Raw genomic sequence first — 18,719 nt, forward strand, 5'->3', positions numbered from 1 at the left:
GCGTCGCCCGCGCGGCGGAGCCGCACAACAGCAGAGCCCCGAGCCCCTGACTCCTCCGAACTGCCTTGGCTAGGCGGGCGGGCTCGGGGTGGGGTCGAGGTAGATGCGGGTGACGGCCGGGAAGGCGGTGCGGACGGCCTGTTCGGCGCTGTCGCAGGCGCGTTCGACCTGGGCGGCGGTGGCGATGTCGGAGAAGTCGACCTTGGCGGCGACCAGGACCTCCTTGGGGCCGTGCAGGATGGTGATCAGGTCCAGGACGGCGTCCACGTGCGGCTGTTGACGGAGGGTCTGCTCGATCCGGTCCTCGAACGACTGCGGGAGGGAGCGGCCGATCAGCAGGGAGGAGTTGTCCCGGCCGAGCACGTACGCGACCCAGGCCAGCAGGGCGCCGATCAGCAGGGAGGCGACGCCGTCCCAGACGGCGGAGCCGGAGAGCTGGGCGCCGAGCAGGCCGCCGAAGGCGAGCAGCAGGCCGATCAGGGCGGCCGAGTCCTCCAGGAAGACCGCCTTCACGGCGGTGTCGGGGGTGTGCCGCAGGTACTGCCGGGTGCCGGTGCCGAGCCGGGCGGATTCGGATCGGACCTGGCGGACCGCCCGCCGCAGGGAGATGCCCTCCAGGACGAAGGCGACCGCGAGCACCAGGTAGGAGAGGGTCGGGCTGCCCAGCTCCTCGCCGTCCACCAGGGTGTGGATGCCGTCGTTGACCGAGAAGACCGCGCCGCCGACGAAGGTGGCGACCGAGGCGAGCAGGGCCCAGAGGTAGCGCTCCCGGCCGTGGCCGAAGGGGTGCGCGTCGTCGGCGGGCCGGGCGCCGCGTTTGATCGAGGCGTACAGCAGCAGTTCGGTGACCGTGTCGGCGAAGGAGTGCGCCGCCTCGGAGAGCATCGCGCTGGAGCCGCTGACCACCCCGGCGACCGCCTTGGCGACCGCGATCCCCAGGTTGCAGAGGCCGGCCACGATCACGGTGCCGAGGCTCTCCTCGGCTTCGCTGCTGGTCATAGTCGGACAGTATGTCCGGATTGACGGTAATCCCGACCCTCACGCACCGCTTACTTGGCCAATGCTTTACTGTTTCTTTGCCTAAGCTGCCGCCCTGAGGAGCCCCTGCCCGTGACCAGCCTCGCCCTCGGCCCGTCCTGGCTCGACCCGACCACGCTGATCTCCACCTTCGGACTGGTCGGCATCCTGGCCATCGTGTTCGCCGAGTCGGGCCTGTTGATCGGCTTCTTCCTGCCGGGCGACTCACTGCTGTTCACCGCCGGGCTGCTGGTGGCGGACGGCAGCTTCCTGCCCCAGCCGCTCTGGCTGGTCTGCGCGCTGATCGTGCTGGCCGCGGTGGCCGGCGACCAGGTCGGGTACCTGTTCGGGCGGAAGGTCGGCCCGGGCCTGTTCCGCCGGCCGGACTCGCGGCTGTTCCAGCAGGAGAACGTGGAGAAGGCCGCCGCCTTCTTCGACCGGCACGGGCCGAAGGCGATCGTGCTGGCCAGGTTCGTGCCGATCGTCCGGACCTTCACCCCGATCGTGGCGGGCGTGAGCCGGATGAACTACCGGACCTTCGTGGTCTACAACGTGGTCGGCGGCGTGCTCTGGGGCGCCGGGGTCACCGTGCTCGGGTACTTCCTCGGTCAGATCCCGTTCGTCCGGGACAACATCGAGGCGATCCTGATCGCGATCGTGCTGGTGTCGGTGATCCCGGTCGTGGTCGAACTCCTCCGGGCCCGTCGGGCCGCGCAGCGGGCGGCCTGACCCCAGGGTTTGCCGGGCCGACCCCAGGCTGTTGTGCATCCGGCCCTCCGATCAGGCAAGGTGGGACCGACCATCACCATGCGGACCGGGGCGGCGGAGGAGCGGCAGTGCCGAAGCGGGGCCGGGGCCGACCCGGGGGCGGCAAGAAGGTCAGGGGCGGCAGGCCGCCCAGGCCGGTGCCGAGAAAGCAGCTGCTCCCGAGCGAGGCTCCGCCGACCGAGGGCCTGCTCGGCTCGGCCGCGCCCCCGGTCGAGCAGCAGACCGTCATCCCGCTGGCTCCGGCGCCGCAGCAGACCGAGGGCCTGCTCGGCCCGGTGGAGTCGGCCGAGCCGGCCTGGAACCCCGAGGACACCCTGACCCCCGAGGTCTGGAAGGCGGTCGGCTTCAGCCCGCCGACCGGGATCGCGGTCCCGATGCTCCGTCAGGGCGCGCCCGGCGAGGCCCCCTGGCCGGACCGGATGCGCACCCTGCTGCGCACGCCGATGGCCGAGCGGCCTGCCTACGAGCGGACCCAGCGGGAGCAGAAGCCCGAGTCCGCGGTGAAGCGGAACGTGCCGCGGGTGCTCGACCTGACGCTGCGGATCGGCGAACTGCTGCTGGCCAGCGGCGAGGCCGCCGAGGACGTCGAGGCGGCGATGCTCGGCATCGCACACGCCTTCGGACTCGACCACTGCGAGCCGCAGGTCACCTTCACGCTGATCGGCATCTCCTACCAGCCGTCGCTGGTCGAACCCCCGGTCACCGCCGACCGGGTGGTCCGCCGCCGGACCTCCGACTACACCCGGCTGGCCGCCGTCTACCTGCTGGTCGCCGACATCACCGCCGAACGGCTGACGGTGAACGACGCCTACCGGCGGCTCGCCGCGATCCGCCGCAACCGGCACCCGTACCCGGGCTGGCTGCTCGCGCTGGCCACCGGGCTGCTGGCCGGGGCGGCCACCTTCCTGGTCGGCGGCAAACTGGACGCCAAGGCCTGGCTGGTCTTCGCCAACGCCTTCGTGGCGGCGATACTCGGTGACCGGCTGGCCTCGCTGATCGCCCGGCGCGGGCTGCCGGAGTTCTACCAGTTCGTGCTGGCGGCGATGCCCGCCGCGGTCTCCGGCATCGTGCTGTCGCTCAACCACCTCGGCCTGCGCGGTTCGGTGGTGATCACCGGTGGGCTGTTCGCGCTGCTGCCGGGCCGGGCCCTTGTGGCCGCCGTGCAGGACGGTCTGACGGGCTTCTACATCACCGCCGCCGCCCGCCTGCTGGAGGTGCTCTACCTGGTCGCGGGCATCGTGATCGGCGTGATGCTGGTGCTCTACGCGGGCTCCAAGCTCGATCCGAACCTGAATCCGAGCGAGAGCCTGATCGGGATCAGCCACCCACCGGTGCAGCTGGTGGCGGCGATGGTGCTCACCGCGGCCTTCGCGATGCTGCTGCAGACCGACCGCAGGATCCTGCCGCTGGTCACCCTGAACAGCGGCATCGGCTGGTCCACGTACGGGGTGCTGGCCTACAACGCGCAGGTCTCGCCGATCGTCGCCACCGGGCTGGCGGCCGGCCTGGTCGGTCTGTTCGGCCAGCTGATCGCCCGTTACCAGGCGACCTCCGCGCTGCCGTACGTGACCGCCGCGCTCGGGCCGCTGATGCCCGGTTCGGCGATCTACCTCGGGATGCTGGCCTTCACCCAGAACAATCCGGTCGGCGGCGTGGTGCAGGTCGGCCGGGCCGCCGCGCTGGCGCTGGCCCTCGCGGTCGGGGTCAACCTCGGAGGGGAGATCGCGCGTCTCTTCCTGAAGATGCCCAGCGACCTGCCGGGCACCCGGGGCCTCGGTACGGCCGGTGAACGGCTCGCCCCCTACCTGTTGGTGCCGCGCCGGGCGGCCAAGCGGACCCGCGGTTTCTGACTCCGGTCACTGACCCGGGGTCAGGACGGAACGAAGGTACGAAGCATGATCGAGGCCCTGCTGGACGGCTACCGGACCCACATCGTGGCCGCGCACAAACAGCCGCTGTTCCTGCTGCTGGCGGGCTTCATCCTGTCCTTCGTGCTGATCCGGGTCAGCGTCCGGATGATCCGGGCCAACGTGCGCTGGTGGCCGGGCAACATCACCCCCGGCGGTCTGCACATCCACCACATGGTGTTCGGCCTGGGCTTCCTGCTGCTCGGCGGGATCGGGGTGTTCGCCACCAACGGTGCGGCCCCGTGGAGCGACTGGTTCGGGTTCAGCTTCGGCATCGGCTGCGGTCTGGTGCTGGACGAGTTCGCGCTGATCCTGCACCTGGACGACGTGTACTGGAGCGCGCAGGGCCGGAAGTCGGTGGACGCGGTGATCTTCGGCATCCTGTTCACCGGGCTGCTGCTGACCGGGTACGTGCCGCTCGGGGTGGTGCCCGGGCAGGACACCAGGTGGGGCCTGGTCGCGGTGATCAGCGTGAACGCCGCGGTCTCGATCGTCGCGCTGTTCAAGGGCAAGGTGTGGACCGGGCTGCTCGGCATCATGGTGCCCGGCCTGTCCTGGATCGGCGCGGTCCGGCTGGCCCGGCCGACCAGTCCCTGGGCGCGGTGGCGGTACGCCAACCGGCCCCGGCGCAGGGCGCGGGCGGTCCGGCGTGAACGGCTGCTGCACGCCCGCGCGGACCGCGCGCGGACCTGGCTCTTCGACCTGATCGCGGGCGCCCCCGACAAGGTGCCCGCCCACCACACCGCCACCCACCGGGTCGCCGAGCGGATGGCGGCCCGGGCCACCGCGCACCTGGACGCCCACGAGGCCAGGGCGCTGGCCCGCCGCTCCGCCCGGCTGGCCGATCGCCGGGCCAAGTCGACCGTCCCGGGCCCCGCCGCGCCCGAGCGGACCGCCCCGTCGGTGGCCCGCCGCCGGACGGTCCGGGCCGGCCGGGCCCGGACGTACGCCGTCCGGCCCGCCGCACCGGCCGGGCCCGAGCCGCACGCCCCGTACCGGCGCCTGCGGACCGCGGCTCCCCGGGTGCCGCACCCGGCGGCCAGGCGCCCGCACTGACGGTCGGTCCGGCCGGGGCGCTCGGGCCGGCGGGTGGAGTGCGCCGGGCGCCGCTGCCCGAACGGGGCAGACAATCCGACATCTCACCCGCCCGGCCGCGTGGGCCTGGCGCTGAGCCACCGTCAGGTCTGAAACTATGACCACGAGTGACCGATTTATCACTTGATGGGATATTTGATCCACCGTCAGCCGTCGCGAGAGGGGCACCCCGTGGCTCGCAGAATCCTCCCGACCCTCCTGCTCACCCTCTCCGGCCTGTTCGGCCTGCTGCCCGTCGCGGGCGCGGCACCCGCAGCGCCCGGCATCGCCGCCCCGGCCGACGACCCGTACCCCAGCACCGACGACATCGCCGCCGCCCAGGCCGAGGAGACCGCCAGGGCCGCCGACACCGCCGCGATCGAGGCCCGGCTGACCGCCGCCCAGACCGACCTGGAGCGGGCCGGCCGGGAGGCCGAGCAGGCCGTCGAGTCCTACAACGGCGCGCAGGCCCGGCTTGCCCGGGCCCGGGCCGAGGCGAGCCGGACCGGAGCGCTGGCGGCGGTCGCGGCGCAGGCCCGGGTGGTCGCCGCCGACCGGGCCGCCGAACTGGCCGCCGAGACCTACCGGCAGGGTGCCAGCGCCCAACTCTCCGCGCTGGACGCCCTGCTGGGGGCCGACGGGCCCCGGGCGATCGGTGCCCAGGCCGCCGCCATCGGCATGGTCGGCGCCCGGACCAAGGACATCCTGGACACCGCCACGACCACCGCCGCCGAGGCCGCCCGCACCGCCGAGGCGGCCGGGGCGGCCGAGGCCGAGGCGGTCTCGGCGGCCGCCGCCGTCCGGCTGGCCAAGGAGCAGGCCGAGGCCAGGCTGGCCGCCCAGCAGACCCAGGTCGCCGAGATCACCACCCGCCGGGAGCAGTTGCTCACCGCTCTGGCCGCCGCCCGCAACACCACCCTGGACCTGGAGCGGCAGCGCCGGGAGGCCCTGGAGGCGCTCGCCGCCGCCCGCGCGGAGGAGGCCGCCCGGTCCGCCGCCGCGGCCGCGGCGGCCACCGAGGCCGCTGCCGCCGCGGCCGCGGCCCGTCCGTCCGCCGACTCGGTGGCCGAGTCCCCCTGGTCGGCCGGCGGTGCGGAGGCCGCCATCGCCTTCGCCCGCTCCAAGATCGGCCTGCCCTACATCTGGGGCGGCGAGGGCCCGGCCGGCTACGACTGCTCCGGGCTGACCATGATGGCCTGGCGCCGCGCGGGCAAGAACCTGACCCACTTCGCCGCCGACCAGTACGCCGAGTCCACCCCGGTCGGCTACGCCCAGCTCCGCCCGGGCGACCTGGTCTTCTGGACCGACACCGGCCGCGCCCGGGACATCCACCACGTCGCCCTCTACATCGGCGACGACCAGATGATCGAGGCCCCCCGCCCGGGCATGGCGATCAAGCAGGCCAGCCTCTGGATCATGGGCCGCCCGGACTTCTACGGCCGCCCCTGACCCCGCTCCTGCCCCCGGCCCGGCGCCGCACGGCGAGCAGGCCGGACCGGTTGGACCGGTCCGGCCTGCTCAGCTGCCCCCCGAGGGCGTTACTTGCCGGTCCTGCTCAGGTCGACCGCGGTGGTCTGGCTCGCGGTGACGTTCACCCCGTAGTCGGGGTCGGTGGTGGTGGCCTGCGCGGTGACCTCGACCTTGCCACGCTGGAACGGGGTGGTCCCGGTCGGGTCGGCGGTCGCGCTCCAGGCCACCGGTGCGCCCGGGGTGCAGCCCACCGAGGTGGCGTAGGAGCCCCGGATCAGCACCCGGTTCTTCACCTGGGTGACCAGTCCGGCGACGGCGACCTGGACGGGCTTGTTGCAGGTCACCGTGCCGTGCACGGTGGCCTTGCCGTTCAGCGAGCTGGCGGTGCCCTGGACCGCGATGCCCAGGCCGAGGTTGAGCTCGGCCGGCGCGACCGGGTTGGTGATGTGCACCTCGCCGCGCAGGGCCTCGGCGCCGCCCTCGCAGTGCTGCTCGTAGCTGGCGTCGAGGGTCTGCAGGTAGCCGTGCGGGCCGAAGACGAGGTTGCTGACGGTGAAGGAGCCGGTCAGCGTGTTGCAGCCGCGGCCGTCACCGCTGATCTCCAGGCCGGGCCCGGCACCCTTGAACGGGGCCCGGGTGGCCCCGGTGTAGGTGCCGGTGTGCAGCTGCTCCCCGGTGGGTGCCGCCAGGTCCAGGCTCCACCAGTTGCCCTGGTAGCCGTTGACCGAGACGCTGACGGCGCTCCGGTCCTCGTTGGAGTAGACCGTGAGCCGGTCCTTCGCCGAGGTGGAGTAGTCGTGCTGCTGACCCTGGCTGATGTAGTCGCCGGGGTCGCCGTTGAAGCTGAGCGACCCCGAGCCGACACTCTGGGCGTGTGCGGCGCCGGCGGTCAGCGCGGTGGTGCCGACTGCCAGGGTGAGAGCCAGACCGAAGCCGGCGACCACCCGGCCGAGCGGTCGGGCGGTGGACAGGAATGTCTTCATGATCTTCCCCCAAGAACACCGAAGTAGGCGGGCGCGGCTGTTCCGCGATCGCCGATGCGGAGTCTTCCACGAGGGGGGTACTCGCTCAATTAATTATTGCTGAACGGGAATTGATGAATAGTCAGTCATGTGCACGATCTTCCGTTTACGCCCCGGGTGGGGGGAACGTCGCAAATCGGCGGCCTGCTCCCGTCAGATGTCCCGGAAGGTCTCGATGGCCGCGCCGATCGAGTTGAGGCGCTCCGCCAGGTCCTCGTAGCCGCGGTTGATCACGTAGACGTTGCGCAGCACCGAGGTGCCCTCGGCGGCGAGCATGGCGAGCAGCATGACCACGGCCGGGCGCAGGGCCGGCGGGCAGACGGTCTCGGCGGCGCGCCAGCGGGTCGGGCCCTGGACCATGACGCGGTGCGGGTCGAGCAGCGTGACGGCCGCGCCGAGGCGGGTGAGGTCGGTCAGGTAGATGGCGCGGTTGTCGTAGACCCAGTCGTTGATCTGTGTGGTGCCGTGGGCGGCGGCGGCGATCACGGCGAAGAACGGGACGTTGTCGATGTTGATGCCGGGGAACGGCATCGGGTGGATCCGGTCGACCGGCGCGGTCAGCTTGGACGGACGGACCGTCAGGTCGACCAGCCGGGTGCGGCCGTTGCGGGCCGGGTACTCGGGGGTGCGGTCGTGGTCCAGGCCCATCCCCTCCAGCACCGCGAGCTCGATCTCCAGGAACTCGATCGGCACCCGACGGATGGTCAGCTCGGAGGAGGTCACCACGGCGGCCGCGAGCAGGCTCATCGCCTCGACCGGGTCCTCGGCCGGGGCGTAGTCCACGTCACAGGTGATATCGGCCAGGCCGTGCACGGTGAGCGTGGTGGTGCCGATGCCCTCGATCCTGACCCCGAGCTGCTCCAGGAAGAAGCACAGGTCCTGGACCATGTAGTTCGGGCTGGCGTTGCGGATCACCGTCACGCCGTCGTGCCGGGCGGCGGCCATCAGCGCGTTCTCGGTCACGGTGTCCCCGCGCTCGGTCAGCACGATCGGCCGCCCCGGCGAGACCCCGGCCTCGACCCGGGCGTGGTAGCTCCCGTCGGTGGCCGCCACCTCCAGGCCGAACTGCCGCAGCGAGGCCAGGTGCGGCTGCACCGTCCGGGTGCCCAGGTCGCAGCCGCCCGCGTACGGGATCCTGAACTGCTCGGCCCGGTGCATCAGCGGCCCGAGCAGCATCAGCACGCTGCGGGTCCGCTTGGCGGCGGCCTCGTCCATCGAGTCCAGGTCGAGCCGGGCGGGCGGGGTCAGTTCGAGGTCGCGGCCGTCGTTGGTCCAGCGGGCCTTCACGCCGATCGAGGCGAGCACCTCGAGGATCCGGTAGACCTCCTCGATCCGGGCCACCTGGCGCAGCGTGGTGCGGCCGGTGGTCAGCAGCGAGGCGCAGAGCAGTGCGACCCCGGCGTTCTTGCTGGTGCGGACGTCGATCGCGCCGCTCAACTGCCGCCCGCCGTCGACCCGCAGGTGCATCGGGCCGGCGTAGCCCAGCGAGACGATCTCGCTGTCCAGCGCCTCGCCGATCCGGGCGACCATCTCCAGCGTGAGGTTCTGCTGGCCCTTCTCCATCCGGTTGACCGCGCTCTGGCTGGTGCCCAGGGCCGCCGCGAGCTGGCCCTGGGTCTTGCCCTTGTGCTCGCGGGCGGTGCGGATGAGACCGCCGATGCGCTGGAGGTAGTCGTCGCTCATGGGGCAGACGATATCTCATATATGAGATGACGGAAGGTGAAGGGGGCGCCGAGAAAACCGGATGCCGCTTCTGACGCCGCGTCGTACGGTGACCGGATGGGCAACGCGCGATCCGACACCACGGACATCCGGTACATCACGGAGGACGAGCTCCCGGCCTGGGGTCTGGCGGTGGCACGTGGGTTCCTGCGCCCGCACGTCGCCGACGGGTTCGAGTTCCGCCGGCTCCAGTTCGAGCCGAACCGCTTCCAGGGCGCCTTCGACCCGTTCGACCCGACCCGCTGCGTGGGCACCTTCCGCAGCTTCGACACCGAGCTGACCGTGCCGGGCGGTGGCACCGTCCGGGCCGACGCGATCACCGGGGTGACGGTCACCTCCACCCACCGCCGCCGGGGCCTGCTCAGCCGGATGATGACCACCGACCTGGCGGACGCGCACCGGCGGGGCTGCCCGGTGGCGATCCTGATCGCCGCCGAGTACAACATCTACGGCCGGTTCGGCTTCGGGCCCGCCACCGTCAACGCCGGTCTGCGGATCGCCGTCAAGGAGGCCGGCGGCCTGCGCGCCGAGCTGCCGGAGAGCCCGGGCGGCCGGGTGGACTTCGTCACCATGGCCGAGCTCCGCGAACTCGGCCCGGACCTGCACGAGCGCTGGCGGCGGACCCAGCCCGGCGCGATCGCCCGCAAGCCGTACTGGTGGCGGCTGGCCACCGGGGAGGCGACGCTGCCGGGCTTCGAGTGGAAGGAGCCGTTCGCCGCTGTGCACCGGGACGCGAGCGGCACCGTGACCGGTCTGATCGTCTACCGCCTGGACGACAAGTGGGACGGCCCGACCCCGGACTGCACGCTCACCGTGGCCGACTTCGTCGCGCTGGACACTCCGACCGCGGTGGCGCTCTGGCGGCTGGCCTTCTCGGTGGACTGGGTCCGCACCGTCGAGATCACGAACCTCGCCCCGGACGACCCGCTGCCGCTCTGGCTGAACGACCCGCGGGCGGCCAAGCCGGGCCCGGAGTGCTCCGACTTCACCTGGCTCCGGGTGCTGGACGTGCCCGCCGCCTTCGCTGCCCGTCGGTACGGCGCACCGGGCCGGACGGTCCTGGAGGTCACCGACCGGTACGGCTGGACCGAGGGCCGCTGGGCGCTGGAGGTGGCCCCGGACGGCACCGGCCGCTGCGTCCGGACCGAGGACCCGGCCGACCTGGCGCTCGGCGCGAGCCAGTTGGGCAGCCTCTACCTCGGTGCCGAGACGCTGCCCCGGCTGGTCGCGGGCGGCCTGGTCACCGAGCTGCTCCCCGGCGCGGCGGCCCGGGCCGACCTGCTGCTGCGCACCCCGCTCCGGGCCTGGAACCCGGACGGCTTCTGACCCTCCGTCGGGTCAGGACTTCGTCCGGCCGATGGTCGGCAGGATGAAGTCCTGGATCAGCCCCTTGGCGTCCCGGACGATCGGGCGGAACACCCGGTAGCGGGAGAGGGTCAGGATCCGGGCCGCCATCGGGGTGGAGCGGCGGACGAACTCGCGGGTCCGCTCGGTGTCCGGGGTGCGGTCGAAGACCCAGTACAGGACGACCACCATCAGGTGCAGCCAGAGCAGGTCGGGCAGCAGCTCGACCAACTCGGCGTCCAGCTTGCTGCTCAGGTCGGAGCCGGCCAGCACCTCGCGGAACAGCTCGACCGCCGTGGCCCGGGCCGGGTGCGAGTCGTTGGAGAACGGGCTGAGCGAGCTGTTCGGGTCGGCGGCGGTCCGGAAGAACTGCGAGGCGAAGGTGTGGTACTCCGCCGCGCAGTCGAGCCAGGAGACCAGGGCGATCTCCAGCCGGTCCGCGAAGTCGGTGTGCCCGGCCATCCGCTCCCGGGCTTCCCGGGCGTGATCGTGCGTCATCAGGTCGTAGAAACCCTGGATCAGGAATTCCTTCGACTCGAAGTAGTAGTAGGCGTTGCCGACCGAGACCCCGGCCTCGGCGGCGATCGCCCGCATGGTGGTCTTGTCGTACCCGCGCTCCTTGAACAACCGCATCGCGGTGTCCAGGATCAGGGCCCGGGTCTGCTCGCTCTTGTCGGTCTTCGGCCTGGCCCGACCGCCCGGCAGTTCGGCGTTGCCGGGCTCGCTCGGGGCCGGTACCGGGCCGGTGACGTCCTTGGGCTGCTCCACGCCTGTGGAGCCTACCTTGGCGGGCCGATGTGACAGGCTCGGTGGCATGCCGCACGAGATCCGACCAGGTACCGCCGCCGACGCCCCGGCGGTCGCCGCCCTGCACAGCGCGAGCTGGCTGTCCGCGTACACCGGGCTGGTGCCGGCCGAGGCGCTCGGTGACGGTCTGGCCGAGGAGCGCCGCGAGCTCTGGGAGCTGCGGCTGGGCGTGGACTACGGGGAGCCCGCGAATACCCCGCTGCTGCTGCTCGCCGAGCGCGCGGGAGAGCTGGACGGCTTCGCCTACCTGGTCCCGCAGCCGGACGGCCGGGTGCTGCTGGACAACCTGCACGTCCGCCCCGGCCTGACCGGCGGCGGGATCGGGGCCCGGCTGCTGGCCGTCGGCCGGGCACACGTCCCGGACCGCACCCTCTACCTGGAGGTGCTGCAGGCCAACACCCGGGCGATCGCGTTCTACCAGCGGGCGGGCGGGGTGCGCACCGGCGACCGGATCGGCTGGTTCCCCGGCGGGCACCGGCTGCCCGAGTACGAGTACAGCTTCCCGGTCACGCCGCCGACGTGCTGAGCTCCGGTCCCGACGGGGCGCCCAGCCGGTGGCGGCCGGCCAGCGCGGTCAGCAGGGCCAGTCCGGCGGCTCCGGCCGGCAGCAGGAAGCCGGTGCCCGGCGCGGCCCGCTCGGCGAGCATCCCGCCGACCGCCGCCCCGGTGGAGATCCCGATCAGGATGCCCGCCACGGCGACGCCCATGGCCTCGTTCAACTGCCGCGCGGGCAGCAGCTCCTGAACCATGGTCATACCGGCCACCATGGTCGGTGCGGTGCCCGACCCGGCCACGAACAACGCTGGGCCGAGCACCGCGAGCCCGGCCCCGGAGACCCCGGCGGCCAGCGGGAGCAGCAGCAGGACGGTCATCGCCGCCACCCCGAGCAGCAGCCGCCCCGCGCCGCCGATCCGGCTCCGGACCAGTCCGAAGGCCAGACCGGAGACACCGGACCCGGCCGCCACCAGCGCCAACAGCCCACCGGCCAGCGGCTTCTGGCCGAGCGAGTCGGCGTACGCGATGGTGCTGACCTCCGTCGAGCCGAACACCACCCCGGTCGCGGCGAACACCAGCACCAGCACCCGCAGCCCGCCGTGCCGCAGTGCGCCCCGGGCGGGGACGGCCGCCGGTGGCTGCACCGGCGGTTCGGTCCGCCGCTGGGCGGCGAACAGCAGCAGGCCGCCGCAGCCCAGCACTCCGCCGACCAGCAGCCCGGCCTCCGGGAAGAGCGAGGTGCAGAGCAGCATGGCGAGCACCGGACCGCCCATGTAGCAGAGCTCGTCCAGCGCCTGTTCCAGGGAGTTGGCCGCGTGCCGGGCCGCCGGGTCGTCCCGGTACAGGTGGGCCCAGCGGGCCCGGGCCATGCCGCCCAGGTTGGGGATCACCGAGGAGGCGGCGCAGCAGACGAAGAGCGTCCAGGCGGGTGCGCCGAAGTGCGTGCAGAGCAGCAGCCCGGCCATCGGCCAGACCGCCAGCAGCACGCCCGCGAACGAGACCCTGGCCTGCCCGTGCCGGTCCACCAGGCGCCCGCTCAGCGGCAGGGCGAAGGCGACCGCGAGCACGCCGGTGGCCGAGACCGCCCCGGCCAGCGCGTACGAGTCGCGGCGGGTGGCGATCAGCACCACCGTGCTGACCCCGGTCATCGCGAAGGACAGCCGGGCGAACAGCCCGGTCAGCGTGAAGGCGAGCGTGCCGGGAGCGGCGAACAGGCGGCGGTACGAGGCGAACACGGAACTCCTGGGGTGGGCGCGGGGTGTGCGCCCAGCCTTCCGGCCGCGGTCCGGGCCGGTCCAACACCTGTTCGGCCCGATTGACACAGCTGCGGTGTCAATGCGGTGGTCTAGGGTGCGGGGATGCCTCGTGACCTGCACCCGCGTCTGCTGCGCGGCTTCGCCGCGACCGCCGAGACCCTGCACTTCGGGCGGGCCGCCGAGCGGCTGCACGTGGCGCAGCAGGCGCTCAGCCGGGACGTCCGGGCGCTGGAGCTGGCACTCGGGCTGCGGCTGTTCGACCGGAGCACCCGCAGCGTGCGGCTTACGCCGGAGGGGGAGCGGCTGCTGCCGAAGGTCCGGCGGCTGCTGGCCCTGCACGACGAGCTGCTGGCCGAACAGTCCGGTCACCGGCCGCTGTTGGTGGACCTGAACAACGACGTGACCGGGGACGACCTGACCGCCGTCCGGCTGCTCGCGGCGGCCCGGGCGGCGCGGCCCGAGCTGGAGCTGCTGGCCCGGTTCCACGGCGGGCTGACCGCGGCGGCGGTGGAGCTGACGGGCCATCGGCTGGACGTCTCGTTCGGGAGGTTCGCCGGGCTGTCGGCCGGTCTGCGGTCGGAACTCGCCCAGCTGCCGGTCCGGTTCGAGGCGATGGCGGTCTTCCTGCCGCTCGGCCATCGGCTGGCGGCGCTGTCCGAGGTGCCGCTGAGCGCGCTGGCCGGGCACCCGGTGGACATCTGTGCGGGGAATCCGGCGACCACCGAGTGGACCGCGCTCGGGCGGCAGCTGCTGGCCGCGCACGGTCTGCTCGCGGCGGCCCCGCACAGTCCGCCGGTCGGGGTGGAGGAGGTCGGGCACTATCTGGCCCGGCACGGTGAGGCGATGCTGACCACGACCGGCGGCCCCGGGATACCCGGGGCCGTCACCCGTCCGCTGGTCGATCCGGTGCCGCTCAGTCTGGTGAGCCTGGTGCACCGCCCGGAGCTTCGTCATCCGGGATTCACCGCGTTGCGCGAGGCGGTGGCCGAACTCGGCTCGCGCGAGGGGTGGTTGCGGCGTCCGCCGGTGAGCTGGCTGCCCGCCGAGGATGCCGCGCTGCTGGAGCGCTGAGGGCGGCTCAGACGCTCTTGACGGCCGAGATGTCGAAGCTGAGCTTGACCTTCTCGCCGATCAGCACGCCGCCGGTCTCCAGCGCGGCGTTGTAGGACAGGCCCCAGGCGGTCCGGTCGACCGTGGTGCTGCCCTCGAAGCCGACCCGCTGGGCGCCGTAGACGTCCGTCGCGCTGCCGGTGTACTCCAGGTCGAGGACCACCTCGCCGGTGGTGCCCTTGATGGTGAGGTCACCGGTCATCCGGTACGAGTCGCCGTCGAGCCGCTCGGCCGAGGTGGAGCGGAAAGTGATCTCCGGGAAGGTCTCCGCCTCGAAGAAGTCGCCGGTGCGCAGGTGCTCGTCGCGCTGGGTGTTGCCGGTGTCGATGCTGGCGACCTTGATGGTCAGCGCGGCGGTGGAGTTCTCCGGCCGGCTGCCGTCCAGGTGGAGCAGGCCGTCGTGCTCGGCGAACTGGCCGCGCACGTTGGTCACCATCGCGTGCCGGACCGCGAAGCCGATCCGGCTGTGCGAGGCGTCGATCGTGTAGTCACCGGTCAGGTGCGCCAGGTCGGGCCCGGCCGGGGCCTCGGCGACGGCGGTGCTGGTGGTGGCGGCCTTGCTGGTGCGGTTGAAGATGCCCATGGCTTCTCCTCGGGTCGGAAGCCATTTGTTTAGGCTTCAACTTGTTGGCGTGCCACCACCATAGCCCCGTTTCGTTCAATGTTCAACCAAGGCGCCGGAACTTCAGGCCCGGTCCCGCTCGACCGCCGCAACCAGTGCCAGGGCGGTGCTGCCGTCCAGGCTCTCCCGGATGATGTCGGCGTGTCCGGCGTGCCGGGCCACCTCGGTGCACAGGTGGGTGAGGATCCAGCGGGCCGTCCGCCGGCTGTTCGGCGGGAACCAGGGCGCCTCCGGCAGCGCCGCGTCCACCTCCAGGTCGGGCAGCGCACGGATCACCCGTTCGGTCTCGGCGGCCACCGCCTCGTACTGCTTCAGCCAGCCGGCCACGGACTCGCCGTCCAGCAGCCGGTGCTGGTCCTCCCAGGGCTGCTGCGGCAGTTCACGGCCCGTCAGGATGCTCTCGATCCAGTGCTGCTCGCAGGTGGTCACGTGCTTGAGCAGGCCGCCCAGCGACAGGCTGCTCGCGCTCGGGGTGGCCCGCGCCTGCTCCTCGGTGAGGCCGTGCACCGAGCGGCGCACCGCGCCCCGGTGCGCCTCAAGGAAGGCCAGTAGACCCTCGCGCTCACTGCTCTCCGCCGCCACCAGGACCACCATGTCGATCACCTTTTCGTCAGGCGGGTCACCCCCGCTCCGGTACGACCGAAGGTAGGCGGGAACTAGGTCAGATCCTGTCCGCTACGCGCCCCGGTTAGGGTGAAACCCTGCTGCCGTTCCCGGGAGGCCCCGTCCATGTACGCCCTGCACGCGCTCTGGCGGGCCGACGGGCGGCTGGCGCTCTGGGCCGAGGATGCCCGCGCCTACACGGCGGCCCGGCTGCACCGTCCGGCCGGCGCCGCGGTGGCCGCCACCGCGCACCCGTTCGCGGCCCCGGCGGCCGAGGTGGCCCGGCTGCTGGCCGCCCTCGGCCCGGGCCCGGGCTGGCTCGCCGAGCAGGCCCCCGAGCGGTGGAGCACGCTCCGGCTGCCCGGTCTGGGCGGGGCGCCCACCCCCTCCCCGCAACTGCCGATCGGCGCCACCGGCCGGGGCCTCGCCCCGGCCTCCTGGCGGGTGCCGGTGCTGCTCTTCCCGCCGGCCGAGGCGGCCCAGCTGCTCGGCGGGTTGTTCGACCCGTACTGGTCCGGCGCCAGCATCGAACTCCCGGGTGTGGCGGGGTCGGTGGAGCTCGCGTACGGCGCCTCGCTGCGCTGGCTGACCGCCGTGCACGACCTGGCCTGGCGGCTGGCGGGCCGGGGCCGGGCGCTCCCGGTGGTCCGGGACCGGGACGGCGCCCCGTACGCCCACTGGCAGCCCGCCCCCGAGCGGGCCGACCGGCGGGAGCTGGACGCGCTGGTCCGGGGGTGTCCGCCCGCCGTACTGGCGGAGGGCCGGACCGGGGCCGCCGAGCTGGCCGCCGAACTGCTGGACCGCTTCGTCGACCACGAGATCAGGACCGCCCTGGACGGTACGGCGGTGCCCGCCGCCGACGGGGCACCGGCCGCCTGGTGGGCCGCGCTGCACCGGGCGGACGGGCGGTTCCAGGCTCCGGAGGCGGAACTCGCCGAGCTGCGCGAGCAGTTGGCGGTCTGGCTGGCGAGCTCGCCACCGGCGGACAGTCCGGTCCGGCTCTGTTTCCGGCTCTCCGAGCCGCTCGGCCCCGCCGACGACGACCCCGAGGGACGGCCCGATGACGACGACTGGCGGCTCGACTTCCTGATCCAGGCGGTCGAACAGCCCTCGCTGCTCGTCCCGGCCGCCGAACTCTGGGACGGCGGACCGGCGTTCGCCGCACTGTCCCGGCAGCTCGCCGACCCGGTGGAGAGCTTCCTGGCCGAACTCGACCGGGCCGCCCTGCGCCGGCCCGAGCTGCGCCCCGGCCCGGGTGGTGGCCGAAGGCCGACCGGCCTGCGGCTGGACCGGGCCGGCGCGCTCGACTTCCTGCGCACCGCCGCACCCGCGCTCACCCGGGCCGGGTTCGGTGTCCTGCTGCCGACCTGGTGGCAGCGCAGGCCCGCGCTCGGCCTGGCGCTGACCGCCGCCCGGGTCGCACCGCCTGGCACCGTGGAGCGGGCCGCCCAGGTCGACCGGGACGCCGTGGTGGACTTCCGCTGGCAGGCCGCGATCGGCGAAGTCAAGTTCACCCAGCAGGAGTTGACCGATCTCGGGGCGGCCCAGCAGGGCCTGGTCCGGCTGCGCGGCCGCTGGGTCGAGGTGGACGCCGGGCAGATCGCCGCCGCCTTGGCCTTCCTCGCCCGGCACGGCTCGGGCTCGCTGCCGACCGCCGAGCTGCTCCGGCTCGCCCTCGACCCGGCGGCCACCGCCGGCGGCTTCCCGGTCACCGAGGTCACCGCCACCGGCCCGCTCGGCGAGCTGCTGGCGGGCCGGACCGAGCAGACCGCCGCCCCCGCCCTGCCGCCGGACTTCGGCGCCACCCTCCGCCCGTACCAGGAACGGGGGTTGGCCTGGCTGCACGCCCTCGCCCGGCTCGGCCTCGGCGGGGTGCTGGCGGACGACATGGGTCTCGGCAAGACCGTCCAGACGCTGGCCCTGCTGGCCGCCGAGCAGCACGCGGGCACCGCGACCGGCCCGACCCTGCTGGTCTGTCCGATGTCGCTGGTCGGCAACTGGCAGCGCGAGGCGGCCCGGTTCGCACCGATGCTCCGGGTGCACGTCCACCACGGCAGCGACCGCGGCGAGCTGCCGGCAGCCGACCTGGTGATCACCACCTACGGGGTGCTCCAGCGGGACGTCCGGACGCTGGCCGGCGTCCGGTGGCGGCGGGTGGTCGCGGACGAGGCGCAGTACGTCAAGAACTCCGCCACCGCCCAGTCCAGGGCGCTGCGTTCGCTCCCGGTGACGGTGCACCGGATCGCCCTCACCGGCACACCGGTGGAGAACCGGCTGGCCGAGCTGCACGCCGTCCTGGACTTCGCCAACCCGGGCCTGTTCGGCAGTACGGACTCGTTCCGGGAGCGGTTCGCCGTCCCGGTCGAGCAGCACGGCAGCGCCGACGCCGGGTCGCGACTGCGGCGGCTGAGCGGCCCGTTCGTGCTCCGCCGGCTGAAGAGCGACCCGCTGATCGCCACCGAGCTGCCCGCCAAGCAGGAGATCACCGTCTGGTGCAACCTCACCGCCGAACAGGCCGGGCTCTACCAGGCGGTGGTCGCCGACGTGCTGCACCGGGAGCAGGGCGTCCGGGGCGTCGAGCGCAAGGGCACCGTGCTGGCGGCGATCGGCAAGCTCAAGCAGGTCTGCAACCACCCGGCCCAACTCCTGCACGACCGTTCGCCGTTGGGGGACCGCTCGGGCAAGGTGGCCCGGCTTGAGGAGCTGCTCACCGAGGCGCTGGCCGAGGGCGACCGGGTGCTGGTCTTCACCCAGTACGCCGAGTTCGGCCGGCTGCTCCAGCCGCACCTGGCCGAGCGGCTCGGCGAGGAGGTGCTCTACCTGCACGGCGGTGTCCCCAAGCACCGGCGGGAGGAGCTGGTCGCGCGGTTCCAGGCCCCCGGCGGCCCCCGGGTCTTCCTGCTCTCGCTCCGGGCCGGCGGCACCGGGCTCAACCTCACCGCCGCCAACCAGGTCATCCACCTGGACCGCTGGTGGAACCCGGCGGTCGAGGACCAGGCCACCGACCGGGCGTTCCGGATCGGCCAGCGCCGGGACGTCCAGGTCCGCCGCCTGGTCTGTGTCGGCACCGTGGAGGAACGGATCGGCGAGCTGATCGAGGCCAAACGGGCCCTCGCCGAAACTGCCGTCTCCACCGAGGAACAGTGGCTCACCGGCCTGGACCCGGGCACCCTGCGGGAGTTGGTCACCCTGTCCGCCGACGCGATCGGAGCCGTCTGATGGAACCCGACCCGGCAGCCCGCTTCTGGGACGGCGAGTTCACCCTGCAGGCCGCCGCCCCGGCCGCCGCCGGGGAGCCGCCGACCGCGGGCCTCGGCCCGGCCGGGATCCGGATCGGCGGGCGGGACCTGAGCGTCCTGCTGGCCGAGACGTACCGCCGGCTGGCGGACCCGGACGGCAGCGTCGGCTGACGCCGGTTCAGCCCTGTGCTTTGGTAAAGTGCCGGTCTCGGCAGCACACGACCCGACCCCGGAGGTGACACCCATGACCGCTCGTCCCGTAC

At 73.3% G+C, this 18,719-nt stretch carries 16 protein-coding genes; 9 read left to right on the forward strand and 7 right to left on the reverse strand.

All coding sequences use genetic code 11. From position 1 onward, the window contains the following. Positions 1-69: 69 nt before the first annotated feature. A complete protein-coding gene (locus ACIRPK_RS15170) occupies positions 70-999 on the reverse strand; it encodes a cation diffusion facilitator family transporter (protein ID WP_403038131.1) in 930 nt (309 codons plus the stop codon). 111 nt (positions 1,000-1,110) lie between these two features. On the opposite strand from ACIRPK_RS15170, the gene ACIRPK_RS15175 reads away from it, so the two are divergent. The 4 genes from ACIRPK_RS15175 (at position 1,111) to ACIRPK_RS15190 (ending at position 6,215) form a co-directional block, all read left to right on the forward strand. Further along, a complete protein-coding gene (locus tag ACIRPK_RS15175; RefSeq protein ID WP_403038134.1) occupies positions 1,111-1,746 on the forward strand; it encodes a DedA family protein in 636 nt (211 codons plus the stop codon). Positions 1,747-1,922: 176 nt separating this feature from the next. Then, positions 1,923-3,635 (forward strand): threonine/serine exporter family protein, encoded by a 1,713-nt coding sequence (locus ACIRPK_RS15180; RefSeq protein WP_403038137.1) that lies wholly within the window; start codon positions 1,923-1,925, stop codon positions 3,633-3,635. 45 nt (positions 3,636-3,680) lie between these two features. Then, positions 3,681-4,748: a hypothetical protein gene (locus ACIRPK_RS15185; RefSeq protein ID WP_403038140.1), complete on the forward strand. Its 1,068-nt coding sequence runs from the start codon at positions 3,681-3,683 to the stop codon at positions 4,746-4,748. A gap of 210 nt (positions 4,749-4,958) precedes the next feature. Further along, complete coding sequence (locus tag ACIRPK_RS15190) at positions 4,959-6,215, forward strand: C40 family peptidase (protein WP_403038143.1); 1,257 nt, start codon at positions 4,959-4,961, stop codon at positions 6,213-6,215. 89 nt (positions 6,216-6,304) lie between these two features. On the opposite strand, the gene ACIRPK_RS15195 is transcribed toward ACIRPK_RS15190, so the two are convergent. Together ACIRPK_RS15195 and ACIRPK_RS15200 are read right to left on the reverse strand one after the other, a co-directional pair. Then, on the reverse strand, positions 6,305-7,219 hold the full coding sequence (locus tag ACIRPK_RS15195) for a hypothetical protein (protein ID WP_403038146.1): 915 nt from the start codon (positions 7,217-7,219) through the stop codon (positions 6,305-6,307). Positions 7,220-7,411: 192 nt separating this feature from the next. Beyond that, on the reverse strand, positions 7,412-8,941 hold the full coding sequence (locus ACIRPK_RS15200; protein ID WP_403038149.1) for a helix-turn-helix domain-containing protein: 1,530 nt from the start codon (positions 8,939-8,941) through the stop codon (positions 7,412-7,414). Between the two features lie 96 nt (positions 8,942-9,037). On the opposite strand from ACIRPK_RS15200, the gene ACIRPK_RS15205 reads away from it, so the two are divergent. After that, on the forward strand, positions 9,038-10,306 hold the full coding sequence (locus tag ACIRPK_RS15205) for a GNAT family N-acetyltransferase (RefSeq protein ID WP_403038151.1): 1,269 nt from the start codon (positions 9,038-9,040) through the stop codon (positions 10,304-10,306). Between the two features lie 12 nt (positions 10,307-10,318). On the opposite strand, the gene ACIRPK_RS15210 is transcribed toward ACIRPK_RS15205, so the two are convergent. Continuing rightward, positions 10,319-11,092, reverse strand: coding sequence for a TetR family transcriptional regulator (locus ACIRPK_RS15210; RefSeq protein ID WP_403038154.1), 774 nt, complete (start codon positions 11,090-11,092; stop codon positions 10,319-10,321). Between the two features lie 46 nt (positions 11,093-11,138). Between ACIRPK_RS15210 and ACIRPK_RS15215 the strand changes: the two genes are divergently transcribed. Continuing rightward, entirely contained in the window at positions 11,139-11,657 is a 519-nt protein-coding gene (locus ACIRPK_RS15215) for a GNAT family N-acetyltransferase (RefSeq protein ID WP_403038157.1), read from the forward strand. Here ACIRPK_RS15215 and ACIRPK_RS15220 read toward each other — a convergent pair. Then, on the reverse strand, positions 11,638-12,861 hold the full coding sequence (locus ACIRPK_RS15220) for an MFS transporter (protein WP_403038160.1): 1,224 nt from the start codon (positions 12,859-12,861) through the stop codon (positions 11,638-11,640). The genes ACIRPK_RS15215 and ACIRPK_RS15220 overlap by 20 nt on opposite strands. A gap of 123 nt (positions 12,862-12,984) precedes the next feature. Here ACIRPK_RS15220 and ACIRPK_RS15225 point away from each other — a divergent pair, with 123 nt between their 5' ends. Continuing rightward, complete coding sequence (locus ACIRPK_RS15225; protein WP_403038162.1) at positions 12,985-13,953, forward strand: LysR family transcriptional regulator; 969 nt, start codon at positions 12,985-12,987, stop codon at positions 13,951-13,953. A gap of 7 nt (positions 13,954-13,960) precedes the next feature. Here ACIRPK_RS15225 and ACIRPK_RS15230 read toward each other — a convergent pair whose 3' ends face one another. Together ACIRPK_RS15230 and ACIRPK_RS15235 are read right to left on the reverse strand one after the other, a co-directional pair. Then, positions 13,961-14,575, reverse strand: a complete 615-nt coding sequence (locus ACIRPK_RS15230) for a YceI family protein (RefSeq protein WP_403038165.1) — start codon at positions 14,573-14,575, stop codon at positions 13,961-13,963. A 102-nt stretch (positions 14,576-14,677) separates the two neighbouring features. Next, entirely contained in the window at positions 14,678-15,208 is a 531-nt protein-coding gene (locus ACIRPK_RS15235) for a DinB family protein (RefSeq protein WP_403038168.1), read from the reverse strand. Positions 15,209-15,343: 135 nt separating this feature from the next. Between ACIRPK_RS15235 and ACIRPK_RS15240 the strand changes: the two genes are divergently transcribed. Next, a complete protein-coding gene (locus tag ACIRPK_RS15240; RefSeq protein ID WP_403038171.1) occupies positions 15,344-18,436 on the forward strand; it encodes an SNF2-related protein in 3,093 nt (1,030 codons plus the stop codon). Continuing rightward, entirely contained in the window at positions 18,436-18,627 is a 192-nt protein-coding gene (locus ACIRPK_RS15245; RefSeq protein ID WP_403038173.1) for a hypothetical protein, read from the forward strand. The genes ACIRPK_RS15240 and ACIRPK_RS15245 overlap by 1 nt, the downstream gene beginning before the upstream one ends. The last annotated feature ends 92 nt before the right edge of the window (positions 18,628-18,719 follow it).

The organism is Kitasatospora sp. NPDC101801 (assembly GCF_044766665.1).
In the GTDB taxonomy this organism is placed as follows: Bacteria; Actinomycetota; Actinomycetes; order Streptomycetales; family Streptomycetaceae; genus Kitasatospora.